The following is a 26,737-nucleotide window of genomic DNA, read 5'->3' on the forward strand; positions in this document are numbered from 1 at the left end:
GGCGCGTACCTAGCATCCGCACACCTTCTTCATCCCGCCCCCACGAGACATGGACACCACCTCCTGCGAACTGCACGACGCCGACGCGTGCGCTGGCGCCGCGAGCGCTCGCGCGGCCGAGGCCCCCGTGGCCCCGCCCGTGAGCCTGCGCTGGCCCGCCGGCGGCGCCACGCGCGTGCCCTACCGCGTCTTCTCCGATCCCGCCATCTACCAGATGGAGCAGGACAAGATCTTCCGCGGCCCGATCTGGCACTACCTCTGCCTGGCGGTGGAGGTGAAGAACCCCGGCGACATCCGCACCACCTGGATCGGCGACACACCCATCATCGTGACGCGCGACGAGAACGGCGAGCTGCACGCCATGGTCAACCGCTGCGCGCACAAGGGCGCCCTGGTCTGCCTCAAGGACCACGACAACAAGAAGTCGCTGACCTGCGTGTACCACGCCTGGAACTACCGGCTCGACGGCCGCCTGCGCGGCGTGGCCTTCCAGAAGGGCGTCAAGGGCAAGGGCGGCATGCCCGAGGACTTCGATGTGTCCCAGCACCGCCTGCAGCCGATCCGCGTGTCGGTGATGGCGGGCATCGTCTTCGGCACCTTCCAGGACGAGACGCCACCGCTGGAGGAATTCCTGGGCGATCGCATCACCGCCTTCCTCAAGCGCAACATGGACCACCCCCTGAAGATCCTCGGCACGCACAGCCAGATGATCCACAACAACTGGAAGCTGTACGCCGAGAACGTGCGCGACTCGTACCACGCCACGCTGCTGCACACCTTCTACACCACCTTCAAGGTGAACCGGCTCGACATGGACGGCGGCATCATCCTGTCCGAGAAGAAGTGGCACCACATCAGCTACAGCAAGCGCGCCACGCTGGACGCCGCCGCCGAGTACCAGAGCGCCGAGGTGCATTCGGCCAAGTACAGCTCCGAGCTCGACGGCCCGCAGCTGCTGCAGGCCTGGGACGGCTTCGACGACCAGATCACGCACAGCATCCAGACCATCTTTCCCACGCTGGTGAGCCAGCTCACGCTGAACTCGCTGGCGGTGCGCTTCGTGGTGCCGCGCGGCGTGGACAAGACCGAGCTGTTCTGGGTCTTCCTGGGCTACGAGACCGACACGCCCGAGCAGGAAAAGATGCGCGTGATGCAGGCCAACCTCACCGGCGCCGCCGGCCTGGTGGCGCTGGAGGACGGCTGCATCAACTCCTTCGTGCAGCGGGGCACGCGCGGCTCCGACGACAAGGCCTCGTTCATCGAGATGGGCGGCCGGCTCGCCGAATCGAACGAGTCCTCGCGCGCCACCGAAGCGGCCGTGCGCGGCTTCTGGCACGGCTACCAGACCATCATGGGATTCCACGAATGAGCGCCGCTGTTCTCTCCCCCACGCCCGCCACGGCCCAGGCCGCGGCGCCGGCCCTTTCCCCGGCGGCGCGCGAGGCCATCGCCGACCTGCTGGAGCGCTACGGCCAGGCCCTCGACGACGACCGCGTCGAGGAATGGAGCGGCTTCTTCGAGCCGGACGGCGTCTACCAGGTGACCACGCGCGAAAACCAGCAGGCCGGCCGCCCCATCGGCATCGTGTTGTGCGAAGGCCGCGGCATGCTGGACGACCGCGTCAAGGCGCTGCGCATCGCCAACATCTTCGAGAGCCACACCCACCGCCACGTGATGGGTCGGCCCCTCATCGAACCCCGGGCCGACGGATGCTGCGAGGTGCGCACGTCCTTCGTGATCTACCGGACCATGTACACCGGCGAGACCGAGGTCTTCGCGACAGGTCGCTATGACGACGTGCTCAAGCCGGGACCCCAGGGATGGCGAATCGCGCAAAGACGCGTCGTGCTGGATTCGCGGATGGTCGACACCTTGATGGTCTATCCGCTCTGACCCCCACCCTTCCGGAGACAAAAGCCCATGACACCCACGATCCCGCGCCGCCTGGCAGCGCTGGCGCTGCTCGGCGCCGGCCTCGCGCTCTCCAGCCCCTTTGCCCTGGCCAGCGACCCCTGGCCGAGCAAGGCCATCCGCATCGTCGTGCCCTACGCGCCGGGCGGCATCGGCGACATCGTCGCCCGCATGATCCAGCCCGTCCTGCAGGACGAGCTCAAGCAGCCGGTGATCATCGAGAACAAGCCGGGCGCCGCCGGCAGCCTGGGCACCGAGTTCGTGGCCAAGGCCCCGCCCGATGGCTACACCCTGCTACTGGCGCTGGCCGCGCCCCAGACCCTGAACCAGTACATCTTCAAGGTCGGCTACGACGGCGTGAAGGACTTCGCGCCCATCACGCTCATCAACACCAACCCCCTGGTGCTGATGGTCAACCCCTCGCTGCCGGTGACCAACCTCAAGGAGTTCATCGCCTACGCCAAGGCCAACCCGGGCAAGCTCAACTTCGGCGGCGCCGGCGGGCTCACGCAGTTCGCGGGCGAGATCCTGAAGCACCAGGTGGGCATCAACATGGTCCACGTGCCCTACCGCGGCGGCGCGCCCGCCGTGGCGGCGGCCGCGGCCGGCGACGTGCACCTGAGCTTCGCCAACTACTCCGACGCCTTGACCTGGATGCAATCGGGCAAGCTGCGCGCCATCGCGCTGACCACGGCGCGCCGCTACCCGCAGACGCCCGACATCCCCACCATCGCCGAATCGGGCGTGCCCGGCTTCGACGTCACCGGCTGGAGCGGTTTGTTCGCGCCGGCCGGCACGCCACCCGCCATCGTCGAGCGCATCGCCAACGTGCTGCGCCCGGCCCTGCAGACGCCGGCCATGCGCAAGCGCATGGAAACCGTGGGCGCCGAGCCCGGCGGCAACTCGCCCGCCGAGTTCGCCAAGCAGGTGGCGGACGACGCGCGCAAGTGGTCGGAGTTCGTCAAGACCAGCGGCATCCAGGTCACCCAGTAAGCTCTTCCCATGATCCACGAACTCAAACGCTACGAGGCCGCGCCCGGCCAGGGCCCGGCCCTGCGCGAGCGCTTCGCCCGGCTCACCATGCCCCTGTTCCAGCGCCACGGCATCACTCTGCTGCATTGCTGGGAGCCTGAGGGCGAGCCCGACACCTTCGTCTACCTGGTGGCCTTCGCCGACGCGGCCGCCAGCGAGGCCGCCTGGAAGGCCTTCGGCGCCGACCCCGACTGGAAAGCCGGCAAGGCCGCCAGCGAGGCCAACGGCCCGCTGCTGGCGCGCCAGACCACCACGGTGCTGCGCCCCAGCGCCTTCTCGCCCGGCGCGCACTGAGCCGCCCGGCCACCCGCTGCCCATGAACGCGCGCCTGCTGCCCCTCACCGTGGGGCTGGCCTTCTTCATGGAGCAGCTGGACTCGACCATCATCGCGCCGGCCATCCCCGACATCGCGGCCAGCCTGGGCGTGGACCCGCTCAGCCTGAACCTCACGATGACGGTCTACCTGCTGTGCAGCGTGGTCTTCATCCCCACCGGCGACTGGCTGGCCTCGCGCTTTGGCACGCGCACCGTGTTCCAGGCCGCACTGGCCGTGTTCGCGCTCAGCTCGCTGATGTGCGCGCTGGCCACCAGCCTGCCCCTGCTGGTGGCGGCGCGCGCCCTGCAGGGCGCCTCGGCCGCGCTGATGGTGCCGGTGGGCCGCACGTCCATCGTGCACGTCACGCCCAAGCCGCAGCTGGTGAACGCGCTGGCCTGGATGATCACGCTGGCCATGGCCGGCCCCATGCTGGGCCCGCCGCTGGGCGGCCTGCTCACCACCTGGCTGTCGTGGCACTGGGTGTTCCTCATCAACGTGCCCATTGCGCTGCTGTGCCTGCTGGGCTCGCTGCGTGCCTTCCCGCAGATCCGGCAGGCGGCCGACGGCCGCTTCGACCCGCTGTCCTGGCTGCTGCTCGGCGGCGCGCTCGCCATCGCCATCGTTGTGCTCGACGGCCTGCGCGAAGGGCGCTGGAGCGGGGCCTTGTGGCTGGTGCCGATGGCCGCGCTCGGCCTGGCCTACGGCTGGCGCCACCGCCGCGCGCGCCTGCCCATGCTCGACTTTTCGCTGTTGCGCGTGCCCACCTTCGCGGCCTCGTTCTGGTCGGGCTCGCTGCTGCGCGTGGGCTACGGCGCCCTGCCCTTCCTGCTGCCGCTCATGCTGCAGCTGGGCCTGGGCTACACGCCGGTGCAAAGCGGCCTGGTGCTGCTGGCCGCCGGCCTGGTCGCCATGCTCACCAAGACACAGACCACGCCCATGCTGCGCCGCTGGGGCTTTCGCCGCGTGATGCTGGCCAACGGCAGCCTGTGCGTGGCCGGTCTGCTGGTGTGCGCGCTGTTTCGCGAATCCTGGGGCCTGGGCGCCATCGCGCTGGCCGTGTCCATCGCGGGCTTCTTCCGCGCGGTGCAGTTCAACGCGGTGGCGGCCATCGCCTACGCCGAACTGCCGCCGGCGCGCATCGGCGCGGCCACCACGCTCAACACCATGGTCTGGCAGCTCGCCATCATGGTCGGCATCGCGCTGTCCTCGGTGGTGGTGTCGCTGGCGGCGCGCGGCGCCGGCCGGGCCGAGGCCGCGCCGGTCGACTACGGCATCGCCTTCCTCATGCTCGCCCTCATCGGCGCCCTGGCCACGCCCGCCTGCCTGCGCCTGCCGCGCGACGCGGGCAGCCAGCTCAGCGGCCACAAGGCCTGACCCTCCCTCTGCGTTTCGCCATGAACCACACCACCCTGATCAGCGCCGACGACCTGGCCGCCGCCCTGCGCTCGCCGAACCCGCCCACCGTGCTCGACTGCAGCAGCGACACCAGCGATCCCGAGATCGGGCGCCGCGCCTACGAGGCGGGCCACATCCCCGGCGCCCACCACGTGCACATGGGGCGCACGCTGTCCGGCCAGCGCACCGGCGACAACGGCCGCAACCCCTTGCCCGAGCCCCTGGTGTTCCTGCAGGCCATGAGCGCGCTGGGCATCGGCACCGACACGCGGGTCGTGGCCTACGACAACAGCGGCGGCGTGTACGCCTCGCGCCTGTGGTGGATGCTGCGCTGGATCGGCCATGGCGCGGTGGCCGTGCTCGATGGCGGCCTGGGCGCCTGGAAGGCCGCGGGCCAGCCGGTGACGGCGGACGTGCCGCCACGCCCCACGCCCGCGGCGCTGAAGGCCCGCCCCTCGCTCGCCGCGACAGCGAACTACGGGCAGCTGCGCGCCAACATCGACGCGCCGCGCTGGCTGGTGCTGGACGCGCGCGCGCCCGACCGCTTCCGCGGCGAGAACGAAACCCTGGACCCCCAGGGCGGCCACATCCCCGGCGCGCGCAACCGCCTGTTCCGCGACAACCTGCAGGCCGACGGCCGCTTCAAACCGGCTGCCACGCTGCGCGCCGAATTCGAGGCCGTGCTGGATGGCCACCCACCCGAGGCCGTGGTGAACCAATGCGGCTCCGGCGTCAGCGCCTGCCACAACCTGCTGGCCATGGAGATCGCGGGCCTGGGCGGCTCGATGCTCTACCCGGGCTCCTGGAGCGAGTGGTGCAGCCGGCCCGGCGCGCCCATCGCCACCGGGGCGGCCTGAGCGCGGGACGCTAGAATCCGCCCCGATGCGGGTGTAGTTCAATGGCAGAACGGCAGCTTCCCAAGCTTCATACGAGGGTTCGATTCCCTTCACCCGCTCCAAATGTGTAGCCAACTTACAACAGGTTAGGCCCATGAAGAGCATCGAACTTTTGGACAAAGCCCTCGAAAGCGCGTCAGCGGCCGAATGGCAACGACGCCTTGGGCTATCGGACGCCGCGCTCTATGTGGCCAGAAGTCGCGGGTGCCTAAGCCCCGCAATCGCTGGCGCACTCGCCGAGCAACTCGGTGAGAACGTGGAACGGTGGCTAATCGTCGCCGCCCTGGAAGGGGAACGCGAAAGCGCCTGCAAAGACCGCATGCTTGAGCGCTACGACGTGCACTAAAGGTACTGGCGCAGGACCACCATCCGGTCGCGGTCATCACCGACCACGGCCCGCCTGGCGGTTGTGTTCGAAACGCCGAGGCGCTCCCCTATCGCGGGCCAGGTAAGCCCCTTATCTCTCATCCTCTTAGCCTGAGCGACCTGCTGGTCGCTCAATTTTTTTGGGCGACCGCCAATCACTACGCCGCGGCGCATCGCAGCGATCTGTCCCGCAATCACCCTCTCCCGGATCATCGAACGCTCCAGCTGGGCGACGGCGCCCAGTACCTGGAGCGTGAACTCCCCGATGGGGTTCGAGGTGTCGATGGGCTCGGTCAGGCTCCTGATGGTCGCCCTGGCCCGCTTGAGACGGTCGATGACCGTCAGCAGATCCGCCAGGCTGCGCGCGATGCGATCGAGCTTCCACACCACCAGCGTGTCGCCCGGCTTGAGCTGGTCAACAGCGACCTGCAGCTGAGGCCTCGGCCCGACGCCGCTGCCCTTGTCCTGGTAGATCTGCCGCACGCCCGCCGCCCTGAGAGCGTCGAGCTGGAGCCTGGTGTCCTGATCAAGCGTCGAGACACGCGCATAGCCGATGAGCATCCGCCTGGTCCTCCTTGCTGTTGTAGCGGCTCAGCCTATCGGCCCGGGTTGGTAGGTGATCGCCAGAAAAGCCCCAGCTTGGGGGAACAGATCTGTCGTCGGGCATGGGCCGCTGCAGGGACACGTTGACCTGGGGCGCTTCGCCCCCAGCCCCCCGACCCCTGGCCTGCGGCGCGGGCCTACTCGGCCCTCAGGGGCCCCATGTTGTCCCCAGCTACCAGGTGCGCAGTGCCCTGGCTCTGGCGGCGCTGTTCCTGGCGCTCACGCTCGGCCGCCTGGTCATCGAAATCCAGGAAGATGCCCGTAGCCACGATTTGCCGGCAAATAGCCTGCGAGGTCGCGTAGGGCGTTGCCTGCTGGGTCCAGCACCTGCACCCCTGGCTGGGCGATTCGACGCACGCAGCGGGCCGGGGAACGTGCCGGATAGTGGTCAGCTGGTCATAGGCCGGTGCAGAGTGCTGGAGCCCTTCCACGCGCGGGACGTAGCGGGCGGCGTACTCGACGGCCGTCATCGACCCACGCGCTTCAGCAGCTCGCGCAGGAGCAGCCACAGGAGACGACGCAACTGGCCGAGAAGGCGCGGCCTGTTGATGCTGCTGGGACTTCGGTACCCCTTCCCCCTTGGCTTGACCATAGAACCCCCAGGCGACGTAAGCGAACATGGCAATGGCCGCGACGATGCCGATGCCGGCCGCGATGAGCCGGAACGGGACTTTCTTCACCGCGGTGTGATCGCTGGAGCTCTCATACCAGTCGTAAACGTGCTTCGGAAAAGGCCGCTTGGTCACAAAGCCCGATTTGCCACTGCCTGGCGCCTCGGGCTGGGTCTTGACCGTCGTCCACTTGAGCTCGTTGCTACTGTCGCCCATGAAGCTCGCCTTGAAGTGGCGATGCCAGCCCGGGCTAGCGACCGTACGCCGGATGAAGGCGTCGATGTTCATCGGATGCTGCGTGAGCAGGAAGAAGTCAAAGCCGCGCTTGCGGTGCTCGGAGAGGATGGCGCCGATCCAGTCGGGCGGCTTGCCAGGGCCACGAACTGGAAAATCGTCCTGGCACTCGTCGATGATGAGGATCGAGCTATCGGGCAAGTCCTGCCACTTGTCGGGCTCGAAGGGCTTCCACCCAAAGTCATGAATCGGCTGCTTTGGAGTGAAGCCTTTGTAGAACACCGGGCGATTGGTCTTGAGCTGCAGCTCACGCACATCGAGAAGCGTGAACAGGGTCTTGCCAGTGCCGTTCGAACCCGTGGTGAGGTACAGGAAGCCGCGTTGCCGCCGCATGCTGCGGATCATTTCTTGACCCACCGTTTCATGGTGTCGCCCTGAAGGCCATCGAGCACCATCCGCGCAAGCAAGGCGCTGGTGATGATGTTGATGAACTGGCCAACACCCATGTAAGCGAGCAGCGCCACCATATCGGCCGGCAGGCCGTCGAGAGCGCTGAGCGCCTGTTCCTTAACGAAGCCAAGCGTGACGGACAGGCCAGAGTAAGTGACAACGCTGATGCCCAGCGCCACCAGTACGCGAGGCACAGCCGAGCCGATGATCGAGATAAGGCCGCCGAGCAGCGAGGCCAGGAACACAGGCATGGTTACCTCCTACGGAAGACGATGAGCAGCCACGCGATGCCACCGATGAACAGCAAAGCATTCTTGAACCACAGCAGCGGGCCGCAGATCATGCTGAGCGGCAAGGTGGCCGACAGCCATTCATGTTCGATGGTCAGGTCCGTGACGCACGCCGCGCCGCCGATGGCATCGCTATCGTCGTAGCTGCTGGGACCGAAGGGAATCGTCTCGTTGCCGGGCAGGTCGCCCGTCTGGTCGCCCTCCGCACCTTTGCTCGCGTTGTACAGCGCGCTTTCATCGGTGACCTGGTTGTCGCGGCACCACTGCGCGTGAAGCTCCTTCGCCATAGCGCACTGCACCGCATCACCCTGGCACACAAAGCCGCTAGCGCATGCACCAGCGAAGCTCGACTGTTGGCCGCACTCGCGAGAGCCCGGGTTCTCTGAACAGAAATCGCCCTTGTCCTGCGTGGTGGTGCTGGTGGACGTGCTCGGCGATCCACCGTTCACCGTAGTCGTCGTCGTAACCGTCGTCGTGCAGCTACCGGCCGCATTGCACGTCGTATTCCGGGTCTCGCTAATTTGCTTGGTGCCGTTGCTGTCCGTTGTCTCGTTTGTCTTCGTGCTGGTGCTGCTCGTATTGCTGCAGGGGACGTAAACCGCCACACCGTTGACTTCGCCAGGGCACTGACCAGGGGGCGGCGCTTCGGGTAGCGGCGCAGGGATGTCCGTAGGCGCCTCGGGGGTAGTGGTGCCCGTACACGGCACGCTACCCGTGAACGTAACCTTGCCCGTGCAATGGGTCTTGCCATCGACAGCTGTGCCACAGATTTCGGGCTCCATCGTTCCCGAGCAGGCATACAAACTGTATTGATTCGAATAGCACGTGGTGTAGCTATCAAGACCAGAAGTACCGGCAGGCCGAGGCGACGAGACGCCAACAGCCGGGTTGCTACTCACCTCATTGCAGTACTCTTGCGCTGGATCGACAGCTTCAACGCACGCCGTACCGCTATCGTCGTAACCCTCGGGACAAAGACAACTCGTCCCGCTCAACGTACCACCACCGGGGCAGCTGTAGGAAACAGCGTCAGGCGTGCGCGTCGTCACGTTGTACATGGCGACACTAGGAATCGACCCAGCAGTGCACGTAGCGCTCCATCGTGCAGTGTTACCGACACCGGTAGCCGTCGCCGTGACGATAGTCCCGCAACCACCGATAGACGAATCACCGACGGTGCTCTGAGCCGCAGCAAGCGGAGAGTTGAGAAAAGGTTTGCCGTTTCGGGCTTGATAGCTGTAGCACGGCGCAACGGTGCATACAGTGCTATTCGTCGACGCGGGCGTACCAGCGTTCGAAGAAGCAGGGTAGGCCAACGAGGCAAGCGGCTGTAGCAACCACCAGCACGCAAAGACCCACGCAGCGCCGTGCGCGATCAAGCGGACAAGATGAGCCATGCCGCCGGGAGGATCGCAAGAAGGTAGTAGAAGCCCATTGAGCACCTCAACGAAGCCCCACCATGGGGCTTTGGTGAAGCCCCTCATGCCGGCCGGACATGAGGGTGATGACCAGCGTCAGCGGATCATCGAGCCGGCCCAGCGGAAGACCGCCATGGCACCCTTGACGATCAGCTTGGCGTTGCCGATGACCGCGATGGTCGCGATGGCGCCGATCATGTAGGCGGCCACCTCGGTCACGTCCGGTTGCGGCTGGCCGGTTTCCTGGGCCAGCACGGGGCCCGCACTCAGCAGGGTCACCAGCGCCAGGGCGCCGAAGCGTTGCAGTTGCGATTTCATGGATTCACTCCTGTTCAGTTGATGAGGTTTTGCGATCAATCATGTGAGCCACTTCGCGGAAGACCGCTCCGACAGCCCACACCAGCAGGACCGCGCCGCTGATCTGCCCCGCTTCCTCAAGAGAGAGGTCGAAGGGCGGAATTGAGATGACATGCACCACAGTGACGGTGCACGCGGTTGCGCACTCAATGACCTGTTGCGGGTCCATCGGGGGCCTCGCAGGTCACGGAGCGCGACACGCGCAAAAAGGCGATTTGGACCGCCTCATCGGCTCGCTCGAACTGGTCGTAAGCCACCACGGCAGCAGCCACGAACAGCACGAACCAGACGAAGGAGAACAGGCTCAGCATGCGAGCCGTCATCAGGTGGCGCTCGGCGTCAGTCATCACGCCGTGACGGCCTTAGCGACCGGTTTCGATGGCACCAGGGGATCGGGCAGCGGGTTGCCCGAACGATCCACAGGCAAGGCCTCGGTGACGATCTCGCGAGACTCGCGGCCGTTGCTCACGCGCTCGACTTCGAGCCGCACCTTGATCGGGTTCGTCATCGAGGGCTTCAAATGCGCCAGGCGGAAAGCGTGGTCCGCGCTGGGCAGCTTCCATTCCTCGATGGCATGGCCGAGCTTCCAATTCAGATCGCGGCCCTCTTGTTTGTTGTAACGCTCGTCCAGGCGCACGAGCGTGAACAGCGAAGCGCTGTCGATGGGCTTGCCGTCGAGCGTGCCCCGGAAGGCCTTGAGGCCAATGACTTCAACCAACATATCGTTTCCTTTCAATCTCAGGCAGCTCGTACCAGTCAGGCGGCGAGACCGGGCCGAGCTGGATCACCCGGGTCTTGCTACGAAAAGGGACCACGTTGGACTTGATGGCGATGTCAACGCCGTAGGGCAGCAGCGCTTTGCGATAGCGGAAGAACGTCGCACGGCTCATGCGCGTGGTCAGGTCATCGCCGGCTTCCCACATGCGGTACACAGCGACGAAACGCGCGGGCAGGTCTACGACCTCCTCGACGTCCGCCTTTGCGCGGGTGAAGACGCTCTTGCGCTCCTCAAAATCGATTTCGAGTTGCTTCATGTCGAAGCCTCCGAGGTAGTTGCACCCCATCGCGTGGAGCTTGGTAGCCTTGTAGGTGCTCTCCATGCGCACCAGGCCCACGCTGTCGCACCAGTCAGCCAGGCGAAGGAGGTACTCATCGCCGGCCGCGTGCCGCCTGATCTCGGAGGCCTTCACGTAGACCTTGCTGTACACGCGACGTGAGCCACGCCCAAAGTCCACCGTCTCGCCATCACCGTAGGTGCTGGTCTTCATGCGGCTGGCCTGCTGGCCGGCGAGCCAACGCATGAAGTGCTGAGCATCAGCCTGGCCGCCGGTGGCGAAGTTCTCCGTCAGGTCCACGCGTGTGATGCGTGCACCAGTCCAGGCACTGCGAGGCTGGCCCTTCCAGTTCGTGATGAAGCGATCGCCATCGCTGAAGCCCGGTAGCTCGTACTCAGCCAGCAGCGCGTTGATGCGCTCGATGCACTGGCGCAGCGAATAGCCGAACACGTTATCGGGCCGACGGAAGCGCGACGCATTGCCCTCGAACCACACCGTCTGCCCATCACAGCGGATGAACACCGATGTCTCATGCGAGCCCTCGACCTGAACCTTGCGCAACGTGGTGTTGACCACCTGGCCGTGTTCATCGATACGCAGAAAAGCGCCATCGCAGATGCGGGGCAAGCCCTCGTAATGGGTCTGGTAGACGCTGATCCAATCGCAGAAGCCGACGGACTGAAACTTGGTCGGCGGGGCCGGGTACCACTTCGCAAGAGGGGGCAGCGGAAAGAGCTTGTCGACCGGTGCAGTCTCACCGGTGAGACTAGAGTGAGGTGTTACCAGCACCTCACGGCCTCCGGCCTGTCTGCGGCGCGCTGCGCGCATCCGCTGCCAGGCCTGCGGCCTGGCCTTGAATCGGGCACCAGGACGGCTCGCAAACGCAGTGGGCGTCCAGCTGGCCACAAGCGCGCACACGATCCACGGGGAAGCTGCCGACACCGTAGCCCTCGACACGCAGCTTCCACATGTCTTTGCCGTCGGCGGTGGTCCAGGCGTCCAGGATGACCGCGCAACGGCCAACACCGTGCATGCGGACCTGCACAGGGCGATTGGAGAGCCAGAGGCCCATGCGGGCCGCTTCGCCGCACGCCGTGGCGTGGTCGGCATGGGTGTAGGGGGCGCTCATGCTCGCGCCCCAACCTGGGGGCTGTTGCCATACTGGCCCGCGTAATCCGGACAGACACCAGCGCCACGAACCTCAACCTCATGGTGGACGCAGCGCAAACGGGCTTGAAAGCCAGGGCGATCTTCGAGATCTCGCACATGCTTGCAATGGCGACAGCTGACGCGCGACTCGGGACCGACGTAGCCCACCTGGGAGTGCTTGGCGGTGAGCTTCATGGGCACACCTTCCGATCGAGCAGGAACAGCGCGATCTGCAGCCACGCGAGGCGGTTCGGATGGGTGTTCCCTCCCACCTGGCGCACCGCCCGAGCCGCCACGGTTGAGGCGGGGCGCTTTGGCGGTGGGAGGGAACGAACACGAGAGGCCGCCCGGTACTCAGCATCGAGAACCTGGCGGGGAGACAGAGAAGGGGGCATGGCGACTCCTTACGTTATGTAAGCCGCGTCACCCTACCCCTTACTCAACGTAAGGACAAGCAAAAATACAATCCAAGCTTCATACGAGGGTTCGATTCCCTTCACCCGCTCCACCACCGTCTGCCGCGAGCGCTGTCGCGCCATCCGCGATGCCCGCCGCTCGCCGCCACCTGAGCCGGGAGGCCTTGCCATGAAGCTGAAACCGCTCGCCACCGGCGCCGCCGCACTCACCGTCCTGGGCCTCGCGGCCTGCCAAAGCCCCATGCCCAGCGCACCAGCCACCCCGGGCGCCTGCCGGCCCGATGCCGCGCAAGCGCTCGCCGGCAAGGACCGTGTCAGCGACGACCAGGCCCGCCAGCTCACCGGCGCAAGCCTGGTGCGGCAGATCGCCCCCGGCCAGCCCGTGACCCTGGACTACCGCCAAGAGCGGGTCACGATCGAGGCGGACCCCAAGACCGGCATGATCGTCCGCGCCTTCTGCGGCTGAACGCGGCCGGGCCGCCTCAGTAGGCCGTGGCGGACGGCAGGTTCTCCTCCCGCAGCTCCGACAGCCATTCCTCGAACGCCGCCAGGTTGCGGCGGGCCGGCGCTTGCCGGGCCTCGCGCGCCGGGCGCACCAGCGCCGCGGCCTGTTCCAGGGCGGCAATGAGCGACAGCACGCGAAAGCCCGCCTCCAGCTGCACCGGGCAGGCACCCCAGGCCAGCCCCGGGGTCGGCCCGACGCACAGGTTCACCAGCTGGGCGCCTCGCGGCGGTGGGCCATGGCACACCAGCACCTCGGCATCGGCCGGGCGCACCAGCGCCCATTGCGTGGTGCTGCGCGACATGGCGACCGGGAACAGGGCCGCGAAACGCACCCGAACCGCCTCGGGCAAGGCATGGACACCGATCCTGATGGGCGTTTTGCTGGGCGCTTGCATGGCGTGGTCGCTGGAAGCCGTGAGGTCTGCACCTTATGCCCACACCCCCTACCCGTACATCGTTTGGATGCTCTACATCCGAATGCCTAGGCGCCCCCCGCGCCCGGTCAGCGGCCGCCCGCGCCAGCTAGCGCGCCAGTACCCCGATCACCAGCGCGTTCACCAGGTCGATAAAGAAACCGCACACCAGCGGCACCACGAGGAAGGCGCGCGGCGCGGCGCCGTACACCCGCACGATGGCGCTCATGTTGGCGATGGCCGTGGCCGTGGAGCCCAGGGCAATGCCACCAAAGCCCGAGCAGATCACCGTGGCCTCGTAGTCGCGCCCCATGCAGCGGAACACCACGAGCGCCGTGAAGCCCACGGCCAGCACGATCTGCAGCGCCATGACCGTGGTCATGAACACCATCACCGGCTCCAGCACCCACAGCTGCAGGCCCATCAGCGCCATGGTGAGGAACAGGCCCAGGCTGACGTCGCCGATCAGCGCCACGCCCAGGCGCATGCCGCTCCAGTCCCAGAGGCGCTCGCCGTTCGGTGACAACCACTGCCCCAGTCCGCGCAGCGCGATGCCCGCCATCAGGCAGCCCACGAAGCCCGGCAGCTTCAGGCCCGTGAGCGCCACCAGAGAGTTGAGGCCCTCGCCCAGCATGAGCGCCAGGTTGAGCCACAGCAGGGCCAGCAGCACGCCCTGGTAGTCCAGCCGCGCGTGCGGCTCGTCCTGGTAGCGCAGGCCCACCTCCACCTCGGCCGCGCCCGAGGGCGCGATGCGGTGGCGCCGCATCAGCCAGGCGGCCATCGGCCCGCCCACCAGACAGGCCGCCACCATGCCCACCATGTTGGCCGCCAGGCCCAGTTCGCCGGCCTCGGCGATGCCCAGGGTGTCGGTGAAATGCGGCATCCAGGCCAGCGTGGTGCCGACGCCGCCGGTGAGCGAGATGGAGCCCGCCATCAGGCCCGCGCGCGGGTCCATGCCGAAGGCGCCGGCCACCGCCATGCCCAGCCCGTTCTGCAGCAGCATGAAGCCGCTGGCCAGCGCCAGCAGCACCAGCAGCGGGCGGCCGCCCTCGCGCAGCGTGCGCACGTCCGTGCCCATGCCGATGGCGGCGAAGAAGTACAGCAGCAGCATGTCGCGCGCGCCCAGCGTGAAGACCATGCGCACGTCCAGCAGGTAGTACAGCGCGCACACCACGAGCGCACAGAGCATGCCGCCCACCACCGCTTCCGGGATGTTGAAGCGGCGCAGCCACTCGTACCGCCGCATCAGGCCCTTGCCGATGAACAGCAACAGGATGGCCAGCGTCAGCGTGACGAAGGCGTCGATCTCGTGCGTGGTGCGCCAGTGCGGGGGAAGCATGGAACCGATGCTAGCCAAAAGGGCGGCCGATGCCCCGGCACAGCCCTCACTAGGCCGTCCGGTGAATGGCTTTCCGTCGGGGTTTTTCTTTCAATGCCCTTCTCTTTTCCCATCGGGGCCATCGAGATGAACACGTTCAAAAGGTACTTGTCTTGCGCGACCGTGTGGACGGCCGCTTGCCTCCTGACCGCCTGCGGCGGGCATGTCGTCGATGGCGGCGGATCGCCATCGGATGGCGGAGGCGGCTCTGCGGCGCTGAGCCTCACGCCGCAAAGCGTCAAGACCTTTCACTTCAGTTGGGCCGCGGTGGCCGGCGCCACCAGCTACGTCCTGCTCGAGGACCCGGACGGCCAGTCGGGCTACACGGCCGTGGCCACCCTGCCCGCCGGCACCCGCGCGTACGACCACGAGGTATTTCTGCCGGCGCGCGTCAATGCGCGCTACGCGCTGCAGGTCTGCAACGCCAACGGCTGCGCCAACCGCGCCAGCGTCGACGCCAGCGGGCATCTCGCGGGCGCCATCGGTTACGTGAAGGCCTCCGCACAGAGCCAGAACATGGGCTTCGGCGCCCGTGTGGCAATGTCCGGCGACGGCAACACCCTGGCCGTGGGCGCCAGCGGGGACGGCAGCGACGCCACGGGCACGACCGGCACACCCGACCCACTCAACCACGGCTCCCCCAACAGCGGCGCGGTCTACGTGTTCGCGCGCAGCGGCAGCGGCTGGGTGCAGCAGGCCTACCTGAAGGCGTCCAACCACGACGCGGGCGACATGTTCGGCGACCATCTGGCCCTGTCCGCCGATGGCGCGGTGCTGGCCGTGAGCGCTGTGGGCGAAGACGGGTTCTCCAACAGCGTCGCCAACCCAGACCCGGTCGACAACAGCGCGCCCAACGCGGGCGCCGTCTACGTGTTCCGGCGCAGCGGCGCGGCCTGGAACCAAGAGGCCTACGTGAAGGCCTCCAACGGCGAGGCGGGCGATGCCTTTGGCACCGGCCTCGCCCTCTCGGGCGACGGCGCCACCCTCGCGGTGGGCGCGCCTTCCGAGCAAAGCAACGCCACGGGCATCAACGGCAACCAGCACACCAACAACGGCCCGGACTTCGGCGCCGTCTACGTCTTCGTCCACAACGGCATCGGCTGGGCGCAACAAGCCTATGTGAAGGCCTCCAACGCCGGCAGCGGCGACCTGTTCGGCGCATCGGTCGCGCTGTCCAACGACGGCAACGTCCTAGCCGCGAGCGCCCCCGGCGAAGACGGCTTCTCCAACGGCGTTGCCAACCCCGACCCAACCGACAACAGCGCGCCCAACGCCGGCGCCGTCTACATGTTCCGGCGCGGCGGTGCCACCTGGAGCCAGGAGGCCTACGTGAAAGCCTCCAACGGCGAGACAGGCGACGCCTTTGGCACCGGCCTTGCCCTCTCGGGCGACGGCGCCACCCTCGCGGTGGGCGCGCCCGCCGAACAGAGCGGCGCCACCGGCATCAACGGCAACCAGCACGTCAACAACGGCCCGGACTTCGGCGCCGTCTACGTCTTCACCTACAACGGCACAGGCTGGGCGCAGCAGGCCTACGTGAAGGCCTCCAACGCCGGCAGCGGTGACCAGTTCGGCGTGTCGGTCGCGCTGTCCAACGATGGCAACGCCCTGGCGGTGGGGGCGTGGCAGGAGGGCAGCCATGCCGCGGGCCTCAACGGCATTCAAACCGACGACAGCCTCGCTTACAGCGGCGCCGTCTACACCTTCGCCCGCCAGGGCAGCACCTGGGCGCAGCAGGCCTATGTGAAGGCGTCCAACCCGGACGCGAACGACCAGTTCGGCGGCAGCGTGGCGCTGGGTGGCGGCTCGGGCGGCCGCCCCCTGACACTGGCGGTGGGCGCGGTCAACGAATCCAGCAGCGCCACCGGCGTCAACGGCAACCCGGCCGACAACAGCGTCGCCGGCAGCGGGGCCGCCTACCTCTACTGAGCGCCGGTCAAGGCCGGGCCCGCTCCCAGCAGGGCGAGCACACCCAGCACCGCGAAGATCAGCGCCGCGACCGCGTGCACCAGCTTGATGGGCACGCGGCGCGTGATCGCTTCGCCGAAGAACACCACCGGCGCGTTGGCGATCATCATGCCCAGCGTGGTGCCGATCACCACCGCGAACAGGGGCTCATACTGCGCGCCGAGGGCGATGGTCGCGATCTGCGTCTTGTCGCCCATCTCGGCCAGGAAGAAGGCCCAGGCCGTGGCGGCGAACACGCCCAGTCCGCGCGAAGCCTTCACCTCGTCGCCATCCAGCTTGTCGGGAATCAGCATCCACGCCGCCATGGCGATGAAGGACAGGCCCAGCACCCAACGCATGGCCACAGGCCCCACGGCGGCCATGACCCAGGCCCCGGCCGCGCCCGCGAGCGCGTGGTTGAGCAGGGTGGCCACGAGAATGCCCGCGACGATGGGCCAGGGCTTCTTGAACCGCGCGGCGAGCACCAGCGACAGCAATTGCGTTTTGTCGCCCATTTCGGCGAGCGCGACGATGCCGGTGGACAGGAGGAAAGCTTCCAAGGGGGGACTCCAACGGCCGGCGAACAAACCAAAGACCGCAGCGCCTCCCCGGCGCGTGCGGAGGCGGTGCGGTCAAAGGTCTTGCCAGGCTGGAAGGCTGCTCGCGCCATGGCCTGCGGGCCAAGTCTGTTGACGCGAGCCCCGGCGCGTGGCGCGCCGGGCGGCTACTCCCCGATGACGGGTGCGGGCGGGAGTATACCCGCCATGCGCATCAGACCAGGGTGACGCCGGTCTTGGACTGGATGAACTCGCGCGTGACGCCGGGCGCCAGCTCCACGAGCTTCAGGCCCTGCGGGGTCACGTCCATCACGCCCAGGTCGGTGATGATGCGGTCCACCACGCCCACACCGGTGAGCGGCAGCGTGCACTGCGGCAGGATCTTCAGGTCCTCGCTGCCGTCCTTCTTCTTCGCCACGTGCTCCATCAGCACGATGACGCGCGGCACGCCGGCCACGAGGTCCATGGCGCCGCCCATGCCCTTGACCATCTTGCCCGGGATCATCCAGTTGGCCAGGTCGCCCTTCTCGCTCACCTGCATGGCGCCCAGGATGGACAGGTTGATCTTGCCGCCGCGGATCATGGCGAAGCTGTCGTGGCTGCCAAAGATCGACGAGCCCTTGATGGTGGTCACGGTCTGCTTGCCGGCGTTGATGAGGTCGGCGTCGACCTGGTCTTCCGTGGGGAAGGGGCCGATGCCCAGCATGCCGTTCTCGCTCTGCAGCCACACCTCCTTGGTGCCGGTGTGGTTGGCCACCAGCGTGGGGATGCCGATGCCGAGGTTGACGTAGAAGCCGTCCTCGAGCTCTTGTGCCGCGCGCGCGGCCATCTGGTCTTGGGTCCAGGGCATGGTCAGGCCTTTTCGGTGATGGTGCGCTTCTCGATGCGCTTCTCGGGATTCGGGTTGTGCACGATGCGGTGCACGTAGATGCCCGGCAGGTGCACCTCATCGGGGTGGATGGCGCCGGTCTCGACGATCTCCTCCACCTCCACGATGCAGACCTTGCCCGCCATGGCCGCGGCCGGGTTGAAGTTGCGCGCGGTGTAGCGGAACTGCAGGTTGCCGCTCTTGTCGGCGCGGTGCGCCTTCACCAGCGACACGGCCGGCACCAGCGAGCGCTCCATCACATACGTCTCGCCATCGAACTCACGCAGTTCCTTGCCCTCGGCCACGATGGTGCCGACGCCGGTCTTGGTGAAAAAGGCGGGGATGCCCGCGCCGCCGGCGCGCAGCTTCTCGGCCAGCGTGCCCTGGGGCGTGAACTCCAGCTCCAGTTCGCCGGCCAGGTACTGGCGCTCGAACTCCTTGTTCTCGCCCACGTAGCTGCTGATCATCTTCTTGATCTGGCGCGTGTCGAGCAGCTTGCCCAGGCCGAAACCGTCCACGCCCGCGTTGTTGGAGATGACGGTGAGGTTCTTCACGCCGCTGTCGCGCAGGGCGTCGATGAGCGCTTCGGGAATGCCGCACAGGCCGAAACCGCCCACGGCCATGAGCTGGCCATCGGCGACCACGCCCTGGAGCGCGGCGGTCGCGCTGGGGTAGATCTTGTTCACGGGGATTGCCTCCGGGGAGTCGTGCTGGGAATGCGGGAAAGCGCAACGATACTACGTAGCGAATTACGTAGTATTTCGTAAAGGGCAACCACGATGGACATCGACTACCGGCTGGCCTTCGACCTGGCCCCCGTGGGGCTGGCGCTGTCGCGCGAGCGCTTCATGGTCGACTGCAACCAGGCCCTGTGCGAGATGTTCGGCGCCACGCGCGAGCAACTGGTGGGCCAGAGCTTCCAGATCCTCTACCCCAGCGCCGACGAGTACGAGCGCCTGGGCGCGCGCATGGCGCCGCTGCTGGGCCGCAGCGGCACCTACGCCGACAACCGCCTCATGAAGCGCGTGGGCGGCCGCCAGGCGGGCGAGATTTTCTGGTGCCACGTGACGGGCCGCGCGGTGGACCGCGGCGCGCCGCACGCGGCGGGCATCTGGAGCTTCGAGGACCTGAGCTCGCACCGGCCGGTGCGCGCCGAACTGACGGCGCGCGAGCGCGAGGTCGCCGCGCTGATCATGGACGGGCTCACCAGCAAGCAGATCGGCAAGCTGCTGGCCATCAGCCACCGCACGGTGGAGGTGCACCGCGCGCGCCTGATGCGCAAGTACCAGGCGCACAGCACGCCGGACCTGGTGCACCGGCTGATGGCGGGCTGAGGGGCCTCACTGCGGCTGGTAGCCGCTGTCCTTGATGATGCGGGCCCAGACCTCGCGGTACGCGGCCTCGCGCTTGCCGAGTTCGGCGCCGCTCATGTAGCCCACCGTCAGGCCCATGGCCGAGAGCTTCTCGCGCACGTCGGGCAAGGCAATCACCTTCTGGACCGCCGCGCCGAGTTTGTCCACGGCCGCCGCCGGTGTGCCGGCGGGCGCGAAGATGCCGTAGTACGGCATGTCCTCGAAGCCCTTGATGCCCAGCTCGCTGAAGGTGGGCACCTCGGGCAACGCGGCCTGGCGCTGGGTGCCCATCACGGCCACCACGCGCAGCTTGCCGGCCTTGTGGTTTTCAATGAAGTCGGGCACCGAGCCCACGCCCGCCGGGATCTGGTTGCCCAGCATGTCACCCATCATGGGCGCGCTGCCCCGGTAGGGCGCGGCCACCAGGTCCAGACCGTACCGCTTGCCGATCACCTGCACCGCGAACTGGGGCGTGGAGGCCGGCGCCGGAATGCCCACGGTGGCCTTGCCGCCGGCGGCCTTCACGCTGTCGATCCAGGCCTTGAAGTCGCGCGCGGGCGTGCCGCCCGACAGCGCCACCGCGTTCACGAAGGTGGCGAAGCCGGCCACGGGCACGAAGTCCTTCGCCGGGTCGAAGCCCGGGTTCTTCATGGTCAGCGGCAGGATGCTCACGCTGTGGTCGTGGCTGAGGAACACGGTGCTGCCGTCGGCCGGCGCGGCCTTCAGGGCCTGGCCCGCCAGCTGGCCGCCCGCGCCGGGCTTGTTGTCCACCACCACCGCCTGGCCCAGCTCGGGCTGCAGCTTCTCGGCCAGGATGCGCGCGATGGCGTCGGTGCCGCCGCCGGGTGGGAAGCCCACCAGGATGCGCACATTGGACTGGGCCTGTGCCAGGCCGGTGCCCAGGGCCAGGGCGGCCAGCAGCGCCACGCGGCGGGTCAGGGGGAAGGATCGCGACATGGAAAACCTCCGGTAGAAAAGAAAGGACGAAAACTTCAGCGCGGCTCGCCGTCGACCACGCTGGCGGCGGTGCGAAAGGCGTCCACGGCGGTGGGGATGCCGCAGTACACGGCGGCGTGCAGCAGCACCTCCTGCAATTCCTCGGGCGTGGCGCCGTTGTTGAGCGCGCCGCGCACGTGGCCCTTGAGCTCGTGCTGCTTGCCCAGGGCGGTGAGCATGGCCACGGTGATCAGGCTGCGGGTCTTGCGGTCCAGCACGCCACGCTGCCAGACGTCGCCCCAGGCGCGGCGCGTGATGTGGTGCTGCATGGGCTCGGTGAACGGGGTCATGCTGCCCAGGGCGCTGGCCACGAAGGCCTCGCCCATCACGTCGGTGCGCGCGGCCAGGCCGCGCTGGAATTCGGGGTCGTCGGGCAGGTTCATGCGGGCTCCGTGGGTTCAGGGCGGCGCAACGATACCGCACCACGCGCGCGCGGCGCGTTCGGCGGCTCGGGGATACTGGTGGCCGTCGATACCCCCAGCACAGGAGACACGCCATGGCCCGCTACCCCTTGCCCGACCTCAACAGCCTGCCCGAAGACATCCAGGCCCGCATCCGCGAGGTACAGGAAAAATCGGGCTTCGTCCCGAACGTTTTTCTCGCGTTCGCGCGACGCCCGGCGGAATGGCGCGCCTTCTTCGCCTACCACGACGCGCTCATGCTCAAGGAGACGGGCAGCCTCAGCAAGGGCGATCGAGAGATGATCGTCACCGCCACCAGCGCGGCCAATCAGTGCCTCTACTGCGTGGTGGCGCACGGCGCCATCCTGCGCATCTACGAAAAGAAGCCCCTGGTGGCCGACCAGGTGGCCGTGAACCACCGCAAGGCCGACATCACGCCGCGCCAGCGCGCCATGCTCGACTTCGCGCTCAAGGTTTGCGAGCGCTCGCACGAGGTGGATGAGGCCGATTTCCAGGCCTTGCACGCGCATGGCTTCGACGACGAGGACATCTGGGACATCACCGCCATCACGGCCTTCTTCGGTCTGTCCAACCGCATGGCCAACGTCACGGGCATGGCGCCCAACCCCGAGTTCTACCTGCTCGGGCGCGTGCCCAAGGCCAAGCCGGCGGCCTGAGCCCCTGTAGGACAAGGCCCCCTTTACGGGCCGATACCGCCAGGCAACCAAAAAAAACGGAACACCCGGCGGCCGGGCGTTTCAATACCTCGTCATCACTTCGGAGGTTCACCATGCCGCTCAGCCACACGTTCCGCGTCCGCGCCTTCCTGCTTGCCTCGGCCCTCGCCCTGGGTGTGGGCGCCGCGCACGCCGAGGATCTGAAAGGCCGCATCCAGTCCATCGACCACAGCGCGCGCAGCTTCACGATCAACAGCGAAGTGGTCTACGTCACCGACAAAACGGACTACGAAAACGACTACAAGCGCTTCGAAGACCTGCGCGAGGGCCACTACGTGGAAGTGGACATCAAGCGCCGCGACGGCCGGCTGTACGCCGACGACATCGAGTTCAAGAAGAACAAGCAGTGAGCGCGCGCGGCCGCCGCGGCACGGCCACGGCGCGGCCAGCCACCCCGGGTCAGCCTTCCAGGTGCTGGCGCAGGCTGTCCGGGATGGGCGCGGACTTCTGCTGAGGGAAGTTCACCCACACCGTGGTGGCGCCGCCCGAGGCGTAAACCGTCTCGGGGTCGTCGGCGCGCGTGAGCGTGCACCAGCTCTCGAAGCTGGTGCGGCCGGTGTCGCTCACGTACATGGTGGCGATCACCTCGCCAGGGAATTCCAGCTGCTTGTGGAAGGTGCAGAAGGCATTGACGATCACCGGCCCCTCGCCGCGCGGATCGGGCTGGCAGCCGATGGACTGCATCCACTCGATGCGGATGGTTTCGAGGTAGCGGAAATAGACCGTGTTGTTCACGTGGCCCATCGCGTCCATGTCGCCCCAGCGGATGGGGATGCGCATGCGGTGAACCTGTTTCTTCTTCTCGGGCAGTTCGAATTTCATCGGTGGGCTCGGATGGAGGCAAGGATGCCCAGCACGAACAGCGCGCACGCCAGCCACTGCATGGCGACCGGCCACTGCCCGTTCCAGGCGAAGGTGTAGAGCAGGCCGAAGACGGTCTCGCTCACGATGAGTTGTCCGGCCAGGCTGGGGCTCAGGCGCCGGCTGGCCATGTTCCACAGCACCGAGGCCACCCAGGCCGCGCCGATGCCGGTGACCAGGCACACCGCCACAAACAGGCCGAAGCGCGGCTGGGCGACGAGTTCGGCCGGTGCGCTGCCCGCCACCGCCGCGATGCCCAGCGCCCCCAGGCCGGCGGCCACGCCCAGCCAGTTGGCCCACAGCGTGGAGTTCACCTCGGGGTGGCGCGCCAGCCAACGCGCGTTGAGCAGGCCGTAGGCCGTCCAGGACGCGGTGGCCAGCAGCGCGAACGACACGCCCAGCCACAGCCTGGAGCCGGCGCCGGCCTCCCCGCCATGCGCGCTGGCACGCACCATCAAAGCGATGCCCGCGGCCGTCAGCAGCAGCCCGGGCAGCAGCGCGCGCCAGCGCAGGCCCTGCGGCTTGCCCAGCAGCATCACCCACAGCGGGATGGTGCCAATGATGAGCACCGGCAGCGCCGCGCCCGCCGCCTGGATGGCCAGCACCAGCAGCAGGTAATAGCCCGTGTAGCCCAGCAGGCTCAGGCCCAGCGCGGCCCAGGCCTGGGGCGCCGTGGGCCAGCGCGCGCCCCCGCGCAGCGCGGCCCACAGCAGCAGCGCCAGCGACAGCAGACCGCAGGCGAGGAAGCGGCCCACCGTGAGATCGACCGTGCCGAACTCGGGCAGCACCAGCGGCGCCACGAAGGTGGTGCCCCAGAAGGCGCCGGCGCCCAGGCCGGTAAGCAGGCCCAATCCAGAAACACCGAGGAACCGGCTCTGCCGGGCCGCCGGTGTTGCCCCCTGGGGGGTGACGCCGAAGGCGGCGCGGGGGGATTCCATCTAGGCGCCAAAGCCGTCGTCGGCGGCGATCACCGCGCCGTTCACGAAATGGCTCTCGTTGGCGCACAGCATCACCAGCAGCGCATCGAGGTCGCTCGCCTGACCCAGGCGCTTGCGCGGCGTCATCTCGATGAGCCTCTTGCCCTGCTCGGTCTTCCAGTGCTCGTGGTTGAGCTCGGTGTCGATGTAGCCCGGGCAGATGGCGTTGACGTTGATGCCGAAGCGGCCCCACTCCACCGCCATGGCCTTGGTCATCTGCACCACGGCGGCCTTGCTCATGCAGTACACGCCGATCTGCGGCAGCACCTTCAGCCCCGCCATGGACGCGATGTTGACGATGCGCCCACCGACGAAGGTGCCCGGCGCCGCGCCCTTGGCGCGCGCGATCATGCGCTTGCCCACCTCCTGCGCAACAAAGAAGGCGCCCTTGGTGTTGGTGTCGAAGACGAAGTCGTAGTCGGCCTCGTCCACGTCCTGCAGGCGCTGCGTGGTGCTCACGCCCGAGTTGTTGACCAGGATGTCGATGGGCCCGACCTCGGTCTCGGCGTGCGCGATGGCGGCCTTGATGGAGGCCATGTCGGTCACGTCCAGCGCCACCACGTGCGCCGCGCCGCCGCTGGCCTCGATGTGCGCGCGCAGGTTCATGAGGCGGTCGGTGCGGCGGCTGGCCAGCACCACGGCGGCGCCGGCCTGGGCCAGGGTTTTGGCGAACTGCGCGCCCAGCCCGCTGGACGCGCCGGTGACCAGGGCCACGCGGCCCGACAGGTCGAGGGTGTAGGCCATGCTCAGTCTCCCCAAATGTGAACGGTCGTTCGATTTTGTGCGGTCGCCGCATAAAATGCGGTCCGCTCCGGGACACGAGCCCTTCGCAAAGGAGGGTGGCCGGAGGTTGCCAAACATTATGAGCGAGACCCCCCATGACGCATGATCAGATCCTGGCCCAGTTCGGTCCCCGCGAAGCCATGGAGTACGACGTGGTCGTGGTCGGCGCCGGCCCGGCCGGCCTGTCCACCGCCATTCGACTGAAGCAGCTGGCCGCCGAGCAAGGCAAGGAGGTCAACGTCTGCGTGCTGGAGAAGGGCTCCGAACCCGGCGCGCACATCCTCTCGGGCGCGGTGATGGACCCGCGCGCCATCAACGAGCTGTTCCCCGACTGGAAAGCGCGCGGCGCGCCGCTGAACCAGCCTGTCACGGGCGACGACCTGCTCATGCTCAGCGAGACGGGGTCGAGCCGCACGCCCGATTTCCTGATGCCGCGCAACTTCCACAACGAGGGTTGCTACGTCATCAGCCTGGGCAACGTGGTGAAGTGGCTGGCCGAGCAGGCCGAGGCCCTGGGCGTGGAGATCTTCCCCGGCTTCACCGCCGCCGAGGTGCTCTACAACGACGACGGTTCCGTCAAGGGCGTGGCCACGGGCAACCAGGGCATCGGCAAGGACGGCGAGCCCACCGAGGCCTTTCAGCTCGGCATGGAGCTGCACGCCAAGTACACCGTGTTCGCCGAGGGCGCGCGCGGCCACCTGGGCAAGCAGCTCATCGCCAGGTTCGACCTCGACAAGGGCAAGGACCCGTCGAGCTGGGCCATCGGCGTCAAAGAGCTGTGGGAGGTTCCGGCCGACAAGGCCAAGCCCGGCCTGGTGGTGCACACCGCCGGCTGGCCCATGACGGACGACACCTTCGGCGGCGGCTTCCTATACCACCTGGAGGACAACAAGGTCACGCTGGGCTTCGTCATCGGGCTGGACTACAGCAACCCCTGGCTCTCGCCCTTCGAGGAGATGCAGCGCTGGAAGACGCACCCGGCGATCAAGGCGCACATCGAAGGCGGCAAGCGCCTGGGCTACGGCGCGCGCGCCATCAACAACGGCACGCCGCAGGCCATGCCCAAGACGGTGTTCCCCGGCGGCGCGCTGGTGGGCTGCGACGCCGGCTACCTGAACGCCGCGCGCATCAAGGGCAGCCACGCGGCCATCAAGAGCGGCATGCTCTGTGCCGAGGCGGCCTTCGAGGCCGTGACGGCCGGCCGTTCGAGCGACGAGCTCTCGGCCTACCCCGCGGCCTTCGAGAAGAGCTGGCTGCACGAGGAGCTCTGGCAGACCCGCAACTTCAAGGCCTGGTTCAAGAAGGGCCCGACCATCGGCAAGCTGATGACGGGCATCGAGCAGTGGTTCCTGCCCAAGATCGGCGTGAGCGCGCCGCCCTGGACCCTGCACCGCGACAAGCCCGACCACGAGTACCTCAAGCCCGCGGACCAGATGCCCAAGATCGCCTACCCCAAGCCGGACGGCGTGCTCAGCTTCGACCGCCTCTCCAGCGTCTTCGTCTCCAACACCAACCACGAGGAGAACCAGCCCGCGCACCTGACGCTGAAGAACAGCACGGTGCCGGTGCAGGTGAACCTGGCGAAGTACGCGGGCCCGGAAAGCCGCTACTGCCCGGCCGGCGTGTACGAGTTCGTGAAGACCGATGCGGGCGAGGACCGCCTGCAGATCAACGCGCAGAACTGCGTGCACTGCAAGACCTGCGACATCAAGGACCCGACGCAGAACATCGTGTGGGTGACGCCCGAAGGCGGCGGCGGGCCGAACTACGCGGGCATGTGAGGCAGGGACGTGTGACGTCCCTCACGCGATCGCCACGAAGCCGCCCCCGGGCGGCTTTTTCACGCCCGCGTGACACGCGAGCGTCATGTGCCCCGCCCAGAGTGCGGCGTCCACCGCCGCCTGCGCACCGCCCATGCTCATCAAGACCGACAAAGGCCGCACCGAATTGCTCCCGGGCCATCGCTCGCTGGGCCAGCGCGAGCGCGCCATCCTGCTGGTGGCCGATGGCCGCAAGTCCACCGATTCACTCAACGCCCTCTTCCACGGCGAAGGCCGCGCCATGGTGGAGGCGCTGCTGGCCGACGGCTACCTGATCGACGAAGCCCCGGCCGCGCCGCCCGCGCGCCCGGTGCCGCCGCCACCGCGCGGCTCGGTGGACACCTTCAGCGGGCCGCGTTCGCTGGCCAGCGCGCGCATGTTCCTGTTCGATCTGTCCGACCGCATGTTCGCCGCGCGCGACCGCGCCCTGGCCGACCGCTTCCGCCAGGCGCTGCGCGAGGCGCGCGACGCCGCGAGCATGTTGGCCGTGGGCCAGGACATGCTCACCGAGATCGAGCGTGTCGCGGGCGCCGAGCGCGCCGCCTCGATCAGCGAGCGCCTGGCCAAGGTGCTGCCCGAGACCACCCCGCAGGACGCCTGAGCGCGCCCTCGCGCCCCTGAGGACGCCGGGCGGCCTTGTCCGT

At 67.9% G+C, this 26,737-nt stretch carries 35 protein-coding genes, 1 tRNA gene and 1 riboswitch; of the genes, 16 read left to right on the top strand and 20 right to left on the bottom strand.

Going from position 1 to position 26,737, the window contains the following annotated elements; all coding sequences use genetic code 11:
- The first annotated feature begins 49 nt into the window (after nt 1–49).
- From BHU06_RS05435 to BHU06_RS22025, 8 genes are all read left to right on the top strand, one after another.
- Nucleotides 50–1,369, top strand: a complete 1,320-nt coding sequence (locus BHU06_RS05435; RefSeq protein WP_239478287.1) for a Rieske 2Fe-2S domain-containing protein — start codon at nt 50–52, stop codon at nt 1,367–1,369.
- Nucleotides 1,366–1,893: an aromatic-ring-hydroxylating dioxygenase subunit beta gene (locus BHU06_RS05440; protein WP_083292971.1), complete on the top strand. Its 528-nt coding sequence runs from the start codon at nt 1,366–1,368 to the stop codon at nt 1,891–1,893. Before BHU06_RS05435 ends, BHU06_RS05440 begins: the two co-directional genes overlap by 4 nt.
- 27 nt (nt 1,894–1,920) lie before the next feature.
- Nucleotides 1,921–2,904: a tripartite tricarboxylate transporter substrate binding protein gene (locus tag BHU06_RS05445; RefSeq protein ID WP_070398118.1), complete on the top strand. Its 984-nt coding sequence runs from the start codon at nt 1,921–1,923 to the stop codon at nt 2,902–2,904.
- 9 nt (nt 2,905–2,913) lie between these two features.
- Nucleotides 2,914–3,237, top strand: coding sequence for an NIPSNAP family protein (locus BHU06_RS05450; RefSeq protein WP_070398119.1), 324 nt, complete (start codon nt 2,914–2,916; stop codon nt 3,235–3,237).
- Between the two features lie 22 nt (nt 3,238–3,259).
- On the top strand, nt 3,260–4,633 hold the full coding sequence (locus BHU06_RS05455; RefSeq protein ID WP_070398120.1) for an MFS transporter: 1,374 nt from the start codon (nt 3,260–3,262) through the stop codon (nt 4,631–4,633).
- A 20-nt stretch (nt 4,634–4,653) separates the two neighbouring features.
- Nucleotides 4,654–5,511 carry a sulfurtransferase gene (locus BHU06_RS05460; protein ID WP_070398121.1) on the top strand — a complete coding sequence of 286 codons (858 nt, stop codon included), beginning with the start codon at nt 4,654–4,656 and terminating at the stop codon, nt 5,509–5,511.
- Nucleotides 5,512–5,538: 27 nt separating this feature from the next.
- Nucleotides 5,539–5,612, top strand: a tRNA-Gly gene (locus BHU06_RS05465).
- Between the two features lie 32 nt (nt 5,613–5,644).
- On the top strand, nt 5,645–5,896 hold the full coding sequence (locus BHU06_RS22025) for a hypothetical protein (RefSeq protein WP_083292973.1): 252 nt from the start codon (nt 5,645–5,647) through the stop codon (nt 5,894–5,896).
- Here BHU06_RS22025 and BHU06_RS05470 read toward each other — a convergent pair.
- The 4 genes from BHU06_RS05470 to BHU06_RS05485 form a co-directional block, all read right to left on the bottom strand.
- Entirely contained in the window at nt 5,893–6,477 is a 585-nt protein-coding gene (locus BHU06_RS05470; protein WP_070398122.1) for a recombinase family protein, read from the bottom strand. The genes BHU06_RS22025 and BHU06_RS05470 overlap by 4 nt on opposite strands.
- 179 nt (nt 6,478–6,656) lie before the next feature.
- Complete coding sequence (locus BHU06_RS05475) at nt 6,657–7,769, bottom strand: zonular occludens toxin domain-containing protein (RefSeq protein ID WP_070398123.1); 1,113 nt, start codon at nt 7,767–7,769, stop codon at nt 6,657–6,659.
- Entirely contained in the window at nt 7,766–8,065 is a 300-nt protein-coding gene (locus BHU06_RS05480) for a DUF2523 domain-containing protein (protein ID WP_070398124.1), read from the bottom strand. Before BHU06_RS05480 ends, BHU06_RS05475 begins: the two co-directional genes overlap by 4 nt.
- 2 nt (nt 8,066–8,067) lie before the next feature.
- Nucleotides 8,068–8,391, bottom strand: a complete 324-nt coding sequence (locus BHU06_RS05485; RefSeq protein WP_070398125.1) for a hypothetical protein — start codon at nt 8,389–8,391, stop codon at nt 8,068–8,070.
- Nucleotides 8,392–8,503: 112 nt separating this feature from the next.
- On the opposite strand from BHU06_RS05485, the gene BHU06_RS05490 reads away from it, so the two are divergent.
- Nucleotides 8,504–8,701: a hypothetical protein gene (locus tag BHU06_RS05490; protein ID WP_070398126.1), complete on the top strand. Its 198-nt coding sequence runs from the start codon at nt 8,504–8,506 to the stop codon at nt 8,699–8,701.
- A gap of 917 nt (nt 8,702–9,618) precedes the next feature.
- Here the strand turns inward: BHU06_RS05490 and BHU06_RS05495 are convergent.
- Genes BHU06_RS05495 through BHU06_RS05515 form a run of 6 tightly spaced genes read right to left on the bottom strand, consistent with a single transcriptional unit; the run spans nt 9,619 to nt 12,063 of the window.
- Nucleotides 9,619–9,840: a major capsid protein gene (locus BHU06_RS05495; protein ID WP_070398127.1), complete on the bottom strand. Its 222-nt coding sequence runs from the start codon at nt 9,838–9,840 to the stop codon at nt 9,619–9,621.
- Between the two features lie 4 nt (nt 9,841–9,844).
- A complete protein-coding gene (locus tag BHU06_RS22385; protein WP_139146959.1) occupies nt 9,845–10,048 on the bottom strand; it encodes a hypothetical protein in 204 nt (67 codons plus the stop codon).
- Nucleotides 10,026–10,190, bottom strand: a complete 165-nt coding sequence (locus BHU06_RS05500; RefSeq protein WP_175442798.1) for a hypothetical protein — start codon at nt 10,188–10,190, stop codon at nt 10,026–10,028. The genes BHU06_RS22385 and BHU06_RS05500 overlap by 23 nt, the downstream gene beginning before the upstream one ends.
- Before the next feature lie 35 nt (nt 10,191–10,225).
- Nucleotides 10,226–10,615: a hypothetical protein gene (locus tag BHU06_RS05505; RefSeq protein WP_175442799.1), complete on the bottom strand. Its 390-nt coding sequence runs from the start codon at nt 10,613–10,615 to the stop codon at nt 10,226–10,228.
- The gene (locus tag BHU06_RS05510; protein WP_070398130.1) at nt 10,590–11,723 is read right to left on the bottom strand and encodes a phage/plasmid replication protein; all 1,134 of its coding nucleotides are present in this window, start codon (nt 11,721–11,723) and stop codon (nt 10,590–10,592) included. The genes BHU06_RS05505 and BHU06_RS05510 overlap by 26 nt, the downstream gene beginning before the upstream one ends.
- 1 nt (nt 11,724) lies before the next feature.
- Nucleotides 11,725–12,063 (bottom strand): hypothetical protein, encoded by a 339-nt coding sequence (locus tag BHU06_RS05515; protein ID WP_070398131.1) that lies wholly within the window; start codon nt 12,061–12,063, stop codon nt 11,725–11,727.
- A gap of 605 nt (nt 12,064–12,668) precedes the next feature.
- On the opposite strand from BHU06_RS05515, the gene BHU06_RS05520 reads away from it, so the two are divergent.
- A complete protein-coding gene (locus BHU06_RS05520; RefSeq protein ID WP_070398132.1) occupies nt 12,669–12,965 on the top strand; it encodes an I78 family peptidase inhibitor in 297 nt (98 codons plus the stop codon).
- Between the two features lie 16 nt (nt 12,966–12,981).
- Here BHU06_RS05520 and BHU06_RS05525 read toward each other — a convergent pair whose 3' ends face one another.
- Complete coding sequence (locus BHU06_RS05525; protein ID WP_139146960.1) at nt 12,982–13,398, bottom strand: hypothetical protein; 417 nt, start codon at nt 13,396–13,398, stop codon at nt 12,982–12,984.
- Nucleotides 13,399–13,525: 127 nt separating this feature from the next.
- Nucleotides 13,526–14,755 carry a sodium/glutamate symporter gene (gltS, locus tag BHU06_RS05530; RefSeq protein WP_070398134.1) on the bottom strand — a complete coding sequence of 410 codons (1,230 nt, stop codon included), beginning with the start codon at nt 14,753–14,755 and terminating at the stop codon, nt 13,526–13,528.
- 126 nt (nt 14,756–14,881) lie between these two features.
- Here gltS and BHU06_RS05535 point away from each other — a divergent pair, with 126 nt between their 5' ends.
- Nucleotides 14,882–16,723 (top strand): integrin, encoded by a 1,842-nt coding sequence (locus BHU06_RS05535; protein WP_083292999.1) that lies wholly within the window; start codon nt 14,882–14,884, stop codon nt 16,721–16,723.
- On the opposite strand, the gene BHU06_RS05540 is transcribed toward BHU06_RS05535, so the two are convergent.
- The 3 genes from BHU06_RS05540 to BHU06_RS05550 all read right to left on the bottom strand — a co-directional run bounded on the left by BHU06_RS05540 (nt 16,717) and on the right by BHU06_RS05550 (nt 18,852).
- Nucleotides 16,717–17,301, bottom strand: a complete 585-nt coding sequence (locus BHU06_RS05540; protein ID WP_070398136.1) for a TMEM165/GDT1 family protein — start codon at nt 17,299–17,301, stop codon at nt 16,717–16,719. The genes BHU06_RS05535 and BHU06_RS05540 overlap by 7 nt on opposite strands.
- 5 nt (nt 17,302–17,306) lie before the next feature.
- Nucleotides 17,307–17,486: riboswitch (yybP-ykoY riboswitch) on the bottom strand.
- A gap of 26 nt (nt 17,487–17,512) precedes the next feature.
- Nucleotides 17,513–18,148, bottom strand: a complete 636-nt coding sequence (locus BHU06_RS05545) for a 3-oxoacid CoA-transferase subunit B (protein WP_070398137.1) — start codon at nt 18,146–18,148, stop codon at nt 17,513–17,515.
- Between the two features lie 2 nt (nt 18,149–18,150).
- Nucleotides 18,151–18,852: a CoA transferase subunit A gene (locus tag BHU06_RS05550; protein ID WP_070398138.1), complete on the bottom strand. Its 702-nt coding sequence runs from the start codon at nt 18,850–18,852 to the stop codon at nt 18,151–18,153.
- 93 nt (nt 18,853–18,945) lie between these two features.
- On the opposite strand from BHU06_RS05550, the gene BHU06_RS05555 reads away from it, so the two are divergent.
- Nucleotides 18,946–19,500 carry a PAS and helix-turn-helix domain-containing protein gene (locus BHU06_RS05555; protein ID WP_070398139.1) on the top strand — a complete coding sequence of 185 codons (555 nt, stop codon included), beginning with the start codon at nt 18,946–18,948 and terminating at the stop codon, nt 19,498–19,500.
- A gap of 6 nt (nt 19,501–19,506) precedes the next feature.
- Here the strand turns inward: BHU06_RS05555 and BHU06_RS05560 are convergent, their stop codons facing one another.
- Nucleotides 19,507–20,475, bottom strand: a complete 969-nt coding sequence (locus BHU06_RS05560; RefSeq protein ID WP_070398140.1) for a Bug family tripartite tricarboxylate transporter substrate binding protein — start codon at nt 20,473–20,475, stop codon at nt 19,507–19,509.
- Between the two features lie 35 nt (nt 20,476–20,510).
- Nucleotides 20,511–20,897 (bottom strand): carboxymuconolactone decarboxylase family protein, encoded by a 387-nt coding sequence (locus BHU06_RS05565; RefSeq protein WP_070398141.1) that lies wholly within the window; start codon nt 20,895–20,897, stop codon nt 20,511–20,513.
- Nucleotides 20,898–21,010: 113 nt separating this feature from the next.
- Here BHU06_RS05565 and BHU06_RS05570 point away from each other — a divergent pair, with 113 nt between their 5' ends.
- Nucleotides 21,011–21,592 carry a peroxidase-related enzyme gene (locus BHU06_RS05570; RefSeq protein WP_070398142.1) on the top strand — a complete coding sequence of 194 codons (582 nt, stop codon included), beginning with the start codon at nt 21,011–21,013 and terminating at the stop codon, nt 21,590–21,592.
- A 113-nt stretch (nt 21,593–21,705) separates the two neighbouring features.
- Nucleotides 21,706–22,002 (top strand): DUF5666 domain-containing protein, encoded by a 297-nt coding sequence (locus tag BHU06_RS05575; protein ID WP_070398143.1) that lies wholly within the window; start codon nt 21,706–21,708, stop codon nt 22,000–22,002.
- 49 nt (nt 22,003–22,051) lie between these two features.
- On the opposite strand, the gene BHU06_RS05580 is transcribed toward BHU06_RS05575, so the two are convergent.
- From BHU06_RS05580 to BHU06_RS05590, 3 genes are read right to left on the bottom strand one after another with little or no spacing between them, the layout of a single operon-like run.
- Nucleotides 22,052–22,474: a thioesterase family protein gene (locus tag BHU06_RS05580; RefSeq protein ID WP_070398144.1), complete on the bottom strand. Its 423-nt coding sequence runs from the start codon at nt 22,472–22,474 to the stop codon at nt 22,052–22,054.
- The gene (locus BHU06_RS05585; RefSeq protein ID WP_083292975.1) at nt 22,471–23,451 is read right to left on the bottom strand and encodes a DMT family transporter; all 981 of its coding nucleotides are present in this window, start codon (nt 23,449–23,451) and stop codon (nt 22,471–22,473) included. The genes BHU06_RS05580 and BHU06_RS05585 overlap by 4 nt, the downstream gene beginning before the upstream one ends.
- Nucleotides 23,452–24,234, bottom strand: a complete 783-nt coding sequence (locus BHU06_RS05590; RefSeq protein ID WP_070398146.1) for an SDR family oxidoreductase — start codon at nt 24,232–24,234, stop codon at nt 23,452–23,454.
- 134 nt (nt 24,235–24,368) lie between these two features.
- On the opposite strand from BHU06_RS05590, the gene BHU06_RS05595 reads away from it, so the two are divergent.
- Nucleotides 24,369–26,054, top strand: a complete 1,686-nt coding sequence (locus BHU06_RS05595) for an electron transfer flavoprotein-ubiquinone oxidoreductase (RefSeq protein ID WP_070398147.1) — start codon at nt 24,369–24,371, stop codon at nt 26,052–26,054.
- 85 nt (nt 26,055–26,139) lie between these two features.
- Nucleotides 26,140–26,694, top strand: coding sequence for a hypothetical protein (locus BHU06_RS05600; RefSeq protein WP_254668117.1), 555 nt, complete (start codon nt 26,140–26,142; stop codon nt 26,692–26,694).
- Nucleotides 26,695–26,737 lie beyond the last annotated feature (43 nt).

Origin of the sequence: Hydrogenophaga sp. PML113, assembly GCF_001777155.1 — a bacterium.
Lineage (GTDB): Bacteria > Pseudomonadota > Gammaproteobacteria > Burkholderiales > Burkholderiaceae_C > Hydrogenophaga > Hydrogenophaga borbori.